The 7,524-nt window shown below is 59.5% G+C and carries 5 protein-coding genes and 1 pseudogene; all 6 read left to right on the top strand.

Annotated features, from left to right (window positions below):
• The coding region (locus tag IT585_02405; GenBank protein ID MCC6962081.1) for a hypothetical protein at positions 1 to 741 on the top strand (741 nt) is incomplete at its 5' end.
• Entirely contained in the window at positions 738 to 1,394 is a 657-nt protein-coding gene (locus tag IT585_02410) for a hypothetical protein (protein MCC6962082.1), read from the top strand. The genes IT585_02405 and IT585_02410, both read left to right, overlap by 4 nt.
• 13 nt (positions 1,395 to 1,407) lie before the next feature.
• A pseudogene (locus tag IT585_02415) lies at positions 1,408 to 2,394 on the top strand (NTP transferase domain-containing protein).
• Between the two features lie 37 nt (positions 2,395 to 2,431).
• On the top strand, positions 2,432 to 3,595 hold the full coding sequence (locus IT585_02420; protein MCC6962083.1) for a methionine adenosyltransferase: 1,164 nt from the start codon (positions 2,432 to 2,434) through the stop codon (positions 3,593 to 3,595).
• Between the two features lie 48 nt (positions 3,596 to 3,643).
• Positions 3,644 to 4,903 (top strand): adenosylhomocysteinase, encoded by a 1,260-nt coding sequence (locus IT585_02425; protein ID MCC6962084.1) that lies wholly within the window; start codon positions 3,644 to 3,646, stop codon positions 4,901 to 4,903.
• 365 nt (positions 4,904 to 5,268) lie between these two features.
• A complete protein-coding gene (locus tag IT585_02430; GenBank protein MCC6962085.1) occupies positions 5,269 to 6,840 on the top strand; it encodes an NAD(P)H-hydrate dehydratase in 1,572 nt (523 codons plus the stop codon).
• Positions 6,841 to 7,524 lie beyond the last annotated feature (684 nt).

Consider the following 7,524-nt stretch of genomic DNA (forward strand, 5'->3'; position numbering starts at 1 on the left):
CTGCCGATGGCGGTGACGCCGGAGGCACGGAAGTTGTATGACGCGGTCGAGGCACTGCCGGACAGCTCAGTGGTGATGCTGACGTTTGACTACTACGCCTCGGCGACGCCGGAGACGCTGCCGGTATCGGTGGCGGCGCTGCATCATCTGTTCCGCAAGAATATCAAAGTCGTGACGATGACGACGATTCCGCTGGGGGGACCGTCGATGGCCAGCCAGGTAACGCACGAAATGGCGGCGCAATACGGGAAGACGTACGGTATCGACTATGTCAATCTGGGCTACAAGGCGAATTATACGGCGGTGCTGCTGGGGATGGGAACGAGCATCGAATCGATTTATCCGTCGGATCAATACGGGACGCCGCTGGCGCAGTTGCCGCTGATGCAGCGAGTGAAGAATTATGCCGACATCGATTTCATTTTCATCGTGGCGGACAACGGGATTGTCGACAACTGGGTGTCGATCGTGAACGCGCAATTCAGCAAGCCGTTGGGCGCCGGTGTGACGGCGGTGATGGCGCCGAAGTTTTACAGTTACGTACAGGCGAATCAGATGGTCGGATTGCTCGGCGGGATGAAGGGCGCGGCGGAATATGAGAAGCTGGTGAATCATCCGGCGATGGCGGTAAGCGGCATGAATGCGCAGTCGCTGGTGCATCTGCTGATCATCGGGTTTGTGCTGCTGGGGAACGCGGCGTATTTCGCGGCGAGACGGGCGAAGGGAAGAACGACGGGATGAGCACGTTCGGCATCCTGCTGGCGGGATTTTTGACGCTGGCAATTTTCTCGTTCCTGTACAAGGACAACCCAATTTACCGGCTGGCGGAGCACATTTTCGCCGGGTTGTCGGCGGGCTATTATGTCGGCCTGGTGTGGCAGTCGGTGATCATCCAGCAGCTGGCCGACCCGATCAGCCAGCATTGGGCAGCGATGCAGACGGGGGCCGGCGGCTCGGGGCACGTCGGGCAGATTATCATGCTCATCATCGCGGGAGTTCTGGGGGTGCTGATGTTTGCGCGCTTCTTCCCGAACATGTCGTGGATCTCGCGCTATCCGCTGGCGTTCGTGATGGGGATCACGGCAGGGATTTATTTGACCTCGGAGCTGCACGGACGGCTGTTGGCGCAGGTCAGCTCGACCTTCATCGATCTGCTCAATCCGCTGAATATCATCATCTTTGTCGGGGTCGTAACGACGCTGATCTACTTCTACTTCTCCAAGGAGCACGTGGGCGCGCTGGGGGTGGGCGCGCGCGTGGGAATCTGGTTCATCATGGTTGCATTCGGGGCGCATTTCGGCTACACTGTGATGGCGCGCATCAGCCTGCTGATCGGACGCGTCCAATTCTTGTTCATCGACTGCAAGCAGGCGCTGCTCGGACTTTTCAGTTGAGGGAAGACCGCCCGTGAAAGTCATTATTCCGGTAGCCGGCGAAGGCACCCGGCTGCGGCCGCACACGTACACGACCCCCAAGGCGCTGTTGCAGATCGCCGGCAAACCGATTCTGGGCCATATCATCGATCAGATCATCGACCTGCCGATCAGCGAAATGATTTTCGTCATGGGTCCGCAGGGACACAAGATCGAGCGCTTTGTGCGAGAGCACTACACGCTCAAGAGTACCTTCGTCGAACAGCGGACGCTGTACGGGCTCGGCTACGCGGTGCACCTGGGGATTACTTCGACGGACGAGGAGTTGCTGGTTATCCTGGGGGACACGATCGTTGAAATAGACTGGAAGGGAATGATTGCGACGGGCCACAACTGCCTGGCGGTGAAGGAAGTGGCCAATCCGCGGGCGTTCGGGGTGGTCGAGACCAACGGCGACCGGATCGTGCGGCTGGTCGAGAAGCCGGCGAATCCGCCGACGAATCTGGCGGTGGTCGGGGTATACTATATTCGCGACGTGAAATCGTTCCATCAGTGCACGAGCGAGATCATCGAACGGGGGGTGACGACGCACGGCGAGATTCAGTTGACCGACGCCTTCGATTTGCTCTTGAAAAAGGGCTCGACATTGCACACATTCCCCACCCTGGGCTGGTACGATTGCGGCCGCAAGGAGAACATGCTGGAGACGAACCGGTATATTCTGGAGCGGCATCATGCGACGGCCGAGCGCAACGGCTGTACGATCAAGCCGCCGGTGTACATCGCCGAAGACGCGGTGGTGACGAAATCGACGATCGGGCCGTACGTCTCAATCGGGCGTGGCGGCAAGATCAGCAATTCGACGATTACCGATTCGATCCTGGCGGACAACGTCACGGCGGAGTGGTCGGTGCTGACCGATTCGCTGGTGGGCAACAATGTGACGATCAGCAATGCCAGCGGCTGTTTTGACCTGGGCGACTCGGCGACGGTCAGCGGCAAACTCAAATCCGGAAAATAAGCGCGTCGCTGCGGCGACATTTGCATAAGGACTGTTTATGACAGACAGAAGATACCTGTTCACCTCGGAGTCGGTCACGGAGGGTCATCCGGACAAGCTGTCGGATCAGATCTCGGACGGGGTCCTGGACGACCTGCTGAGCCAGGACCCGCTGAGCCGCGTCGCCTGCGAGACGTTTGTGACGGTCGGGCTGGTGGTGGTTGGCGGCGAGATCACCACCAACGGTTTTGTGGATATCCAGAAGCTGGTGCGGCAGATCGTCAAGGAGATCGGCTACACGAAACCGACCTACGGATTTTCGTACGATTCGTGCGCGATCCTGAATGCGATCGGTTCGCAGTCGCCCGATATCGCCCAAGGGGTCGATACCGGCGGCGCGGGCGACCAGGGGTTGATGACGGGCTATGCCTGTGATGAGACGCCGGAGTTGATGCCAATGCCGATCATGCTGGCCCATCGCCTGTGCCGGCGGCTGACGGAGGTGCGCAAGCAAGGGACGCTTGGTTTTCTGGGGCCGGACGGCAAGTCGCAGGTGACGATCGAATATGTCGACGGCAAGCCGCAGCGCTGCGAGGCGATCGTGCTGTCGTCGCAACATGACGAGACGATTCTCGACAAGACCGGCAAGAAGATCACGGAAGCGGCACGGCAGGAAATGATCGACGCGGTCATCAAGCCGATTGTGCCGGCGGCGATGCTGGACGACAAAACGAAGATTTACGTGAACCCGACCGGCAAATTCGTGATCGGCGGGCCGCAGTCGGATACCGGCATGACGGGGCGCAAGATCATCGTCGACACTTACGGCGGGATGGCCTCGCACGGCGGCGGCGCGTTTTCGGGCAAGGATCCGACCAAGGTGGACCGCTCGGCGGCGTATATGGCGCGCTACATTGCGAAGAACATCGTGGCTGCCGGGCTGGCGCGGCGCTGCACGGTGCAGTTGGCGTACGCGATCGGGGTGGCGGAGCCGGTGTCGATCATGGTCTACACCGACAAGACTTCGGACATCGACGAGGCGCGCCTGATCGCGCTGATTCGGAAGCATTTTGCGCTGACACCGAAGGGGATTATCGAGATGCTGCAGTTGCGGCGGCCGATTTATCGGAAGACGGCGGCGTACGGGCATTTCGGCCGCAGCGAGCCGGAGTTTACGTGGGAGAAGACCGACAAGGCCGGCGATTTGAAGAAGGACGCTTAGGCGGCCGCGACACTGAAGAAATCGAGTTTTAATCACAGGAGTGTTCGTTTGAAGTCATACGACGTCAAGGATCTGAAGCTGGCGGGCGAAGGGCGCCGCCGCATCGAGTGGGCGGCGAACTTCATGCCGGTATGCCGGCTGATTGAGGAGCGATTCAAGAAGGAGAAGCCGCTGAAGGGGTATCGGCTGGCGGCATGCCTGCACGTAACCACCGAGACCGCCAATTTGATGCGGGTGCTGAAGGCGGGCGGCGCGGAGATTGCATTGTGCGCCTCCAATCCGCTGTCGACGCAGGATGATGTCGCGGCGGCGCTGGTGAAGGATTTGGGAATCAGCGTGTATGCGATTTGTGGAATCGACACCAAGGGTTACTATCGCCATATCAAGTCGGCGCTCGACAGCAAGCCGCAGATGACGATGGATGACGGCGCCGACCTGGTGAGTGTGCTGCACTCAGAACGGAAGGACCTGCTGAAGAATGTGATCGGCGGGACGGAAGAGACGACGACCGGCGTAATCCGGTTGCGGGCCATGGCCGAGAACAAAGTTCTGCGGTATCCGATTATCGCGGTCAATGATTCGATGACCAAGCACATGTTCGACAACCGCTACGGCACCGGACAGTCGACGATTGACGGGATCATCCGCGCGACGAATTTCCTGATTGCGGGCGCGACGGTGGTGATCGCCGGTTACGGCTGGTGCGGTCGCGGCGTGGCGATGCGGGCGAAAGGGCTCGGGGCGGATGTGATCGTGACCGAGGTGGACGAAGTCAAGGCGATCGAAGCGGTGATGGACGGCTACCGGGTAATGCCGATGGCGCAAGCGGCGCCGCTGGGGGATATTTTCGTGACGCTCACCGGCAACATCCACGTGATCCGACCGGAGCATTTCGCCAAGATGAAATCGGGCGCGATCGTCTGCAACAGCGGGCATTTCAACGTCGAGCTGGATCTGGTCGGTTTGGCGAAGATGGCGAAGAAGCGGCGGATGGTAAGGAATCTGGTCGAGGAATTCACGCTGCGATCGGGGCGCAAGGTCAATATCCTTGGCGAAGGTCGACTGATCAATTTGGCGGCGGCGGAAGGTCATCCGGCGATGGTGATGGATATGTCGTTCGCCAATCAGGCGCTGGCGTCGGAGTACATCGTGAAGAACCACCGGAAGCTGACGATAAGCGTGTTTGCGCTGCCGAAGAAGGTGGATCAGAACGTGGCGGCGCTGAAGCTCAAGTCGATGGGGACGGCGATCGACAAGCTGACGGCGGAGCAGAAGAAGTATCTGGCGAGCTGGGAGATGGGGACGTAGCGCGCCGGGACAGAGATGAGTATGACGGGGTGGAGACGATGGTCTTCACCCCGATTCTGTTTGTGGGTAATGGAAGACCCTCACCCCGGGCCCCTCTCCCAGAGGGAGAGGGGCGGATACACGTCTGGGTCGCAGGGATCCTGACCTACGAAGGGCGGCACGAAATCGTGGAAGGAGACACCCTGTCTCGAGCCTGCCGAATGGGAGACAGGCATGGGGTTGAGAGAAGTTGTGGTATGCAGATGATCCTGGCGCTGGCGAAGCGAGCTCGATACACCCCTTTTGGTAGAGGGGAATCGATACTCAACCGTGGTCATGGGTTGGGGCGCTGATTTGGCGGGTGCCTCTTCGCTGTTGATTTTGTGTTGAACAGCGATCGACAACACCCGATACTACTACCGATGAAGCTGGTGACGGCGGAACAGATGCGGGCGATCGATCAGCGCGCAATTCAGGAACGCGGGATTCCCGGCTTGAAGCTGATGGAGAACACGGGGCGCGGTGTTGCCGAGTGGGCACGCGAGATTCTCGGCGGCGAAGTCGCGGGCAAGCGGGTGGTGGTGGTATCAGGCAAGGGGAATAACGGCGGCGACGGGTATGTCGTGGCGCGGTACCTGAGCGGCTGGGGGTCCAAGGTACAGGTGATCGTAATTGCGCAGCGCGACGAGATCAAGGGGGATGCGCGGGCGAATCTGGAAGAGCTGCGGTTGCCGGTGATATTCGCGCGGACGGCACAAGACATCCCCGATCTGAAGAGCGTCGACCTGATCGTAGACGGGATCTTCGGGACGGGTTTTCAGGGCGAGGTTTCGGGCCTGGCAGCGGAGGCAATTGCGCTGATGAACGCCTCGCGGCGGCCGATTTTGGCAATTGACGCGCCTTCGGGGTTGAATTCGGATACCGGTGAAGTGTCGACACAGTGCATCAGAGCCTCCTTCACAGCGACACTCGCACTCCCAAAATTAGGACAGTGCTTCTTCCCAGGAAAGGCTCATTGCGGCCGTCTCAAAGTCATCGATATCGGCATGCCGAATGAGGTGGTTGATAGCTTCGACATCAGCCTCTCCCTCATCACGCGCGAATATGTGTCAGAGGTCGTTCCGGACAGAGAGCCGACGACGCACAAGGGTGATGCCGGACGACTGTTTATCGTAGCCGGGGCAGTCGGCTTGACCGGGGCGGCGACCTTGGCGGCGAATGCTGCGATGCGGGCGGGAGCAGGATTGGTGACGGTCGGTATTCCGAAGAGCCTGAATGACATCCTGGAGGTGAAGCTGACGGAGGCGATGACGCGACCGCTGCCGGAGTTGAAGAAGCAGAGGTGTCTGGCGGTGCGGGCGCTGGGGGATATCCTGATGGGGATGCGCGCCTCTGATGCGATGTGTCTCGGCCCGGGGGTGGGGCGAAATCACGAAACGATGGACTTGGTGCGACGGATGGTGGCGAAACTCGACCGTCCGGCGGTACTGGATGCTGACGGGCTTTACGCGTTCTCGGGAAAGCTGGAATTGCTGAAGGCGGCGACGGCACCGATGGTGTTGACGCCGCATCCGGGCGAGTTCACGCGACTGACGGGAGAGGAACTGGGCAGTGCGGCATCAGAGCGGATTGACGCGGTACGGTCGCTCGCAAACGAGATTCAGAAAGTCGTAGTTTTGAAGGGTGCGCCGACGATCATAGCTGATGTCAACGGTCAGGTGTACGTAAATCCGACTGGAAATGCGGGGATGGCGACGGGAGGGTCAGGGGATGTGCTGACCGGAGTGATCGGGGCGCTGTTGGCATCCGGAATACCAGTATTCCCTGCTGCAGTGGCTGGGGTGTATCTTCACGGGTTAGCCGGGGACCTCGGTAAAGAAGAGATGGGGACGTTCGGGTTGATTGCGGGGGATATTGTCGAGAAGATCGCGGGGGCGATGAAGCTGCTGAAGCGCTGAAATAATACCTCTTAAGGCATCTTTCTGACTGTACGTTCTCGGTTAGTTGCAGAGAATCTGCATAGCGGCGGAACCTTTTGGGCGAATCGACATATATGTCTATGGAGACTATGATGATCATGGAACGTGTGATCGACAAGCTGATAGAGATTGGGATCAAGCTGGGGTTGTTGCCGAGACCTGTGCCGGCTCCAGTTCGCAAACGAGCGTAGAACCTTAAATCGTCCATTCTGCTCCGAATATTCAGATTCGGGGATGTAACGTTGCAATTCGTCGGGAGGAGATGCGGTGAACATCTCCTCCCGAACCATTTTGAGGGATCGCCTGGTGACGGCGCGGGAGCCTGGTCAAGTGCGAACGAGCTGTCGCGATGTTTGTGAGGCGGGCTCGATCCACCCCTCTTGATTAGAGGGGAATGACTCTTCGACGGCGGTAGTGCGCTGGTCGGGACTTGAAGCAATGGGAAGCCCTCACCCCCGGCCCCTCTCCCAGAGGGAGAGGGGAGAGACGTAGGCAGCAGGATGCCGACTGAAGTCGGCACTACAGGGGGAGCGCTATCGGGAGAGAGATTGTCTGGTCGCGATGGAGGGTGGTGGAAAAGAAAAGTGCAGGGGCGCTCCTCGCAATGACAACGCGCAGACGGTGTTCACAATTACAACGCACAGACGTTCTTCACAATGACAA

The organism is Candidatus Zixiibacteriota bacterium (assembly GCA_020853795.1).
GTDB lineage: Bacteria > Zixibacteria > MSB-5A5 > CAIYYT01 > CAIYYT01 > JADJGC01.